This window comes from Bacillus sp. NTK074B (assembly GCF_017303375.1).
Taxonomy (GTDB): domain Bacteria; phylum Bacillota; class Bacilli; order Bacillales; family Bacillaceae_B; genus Rossellomorea.
In genome coordinates this window covers 1-251 of record NZ_JAFKOH010000291.1, presented here as the reverse complement: position 1 = coordinate 251, position 251 = coordinate 1, and the positions used below count along the sequence as shown (strand labels likewise).

Sequence of the window (251 nt, the reverse complement as noted above, 5' to 3'; positions counted from 1 at the left end):
CCCGATCCAGCGCGCCACGGCCTGCCATGTCTCGGGGTCCGCCTGTGGCGCCTGAAAGGTCGCGTATCCGCCATTCGTCAACCCGAAGCCCCCGGTGATCGCGTCCCCGGCCTCGCGGGTCAGCGCCACATCCATAGCACGCGGCGATTCCGTATCCCCCAGTCCGTGCTCACGCAGGTTCGAGCGCAGGAACATCGAGCTTTCGGCCCGGGCGCTCAGGAAATCCTCGATCGCGGGAAGGTCGGCATCCG

General features: G+C 68.1%; 1 protein-coding gene. It reads right to left on the bottom strand.

Features of this window, described 5'->3' with window-relative positions; translation table 11 throughout:
- Positions 1–251, bottom strand: a 251-nt coding sequence (locus JI667_RS23930) for a hypothetical protein (RefSeq protein WP_206858738.1), incomplete at both ends; no start/stop codon positions are given.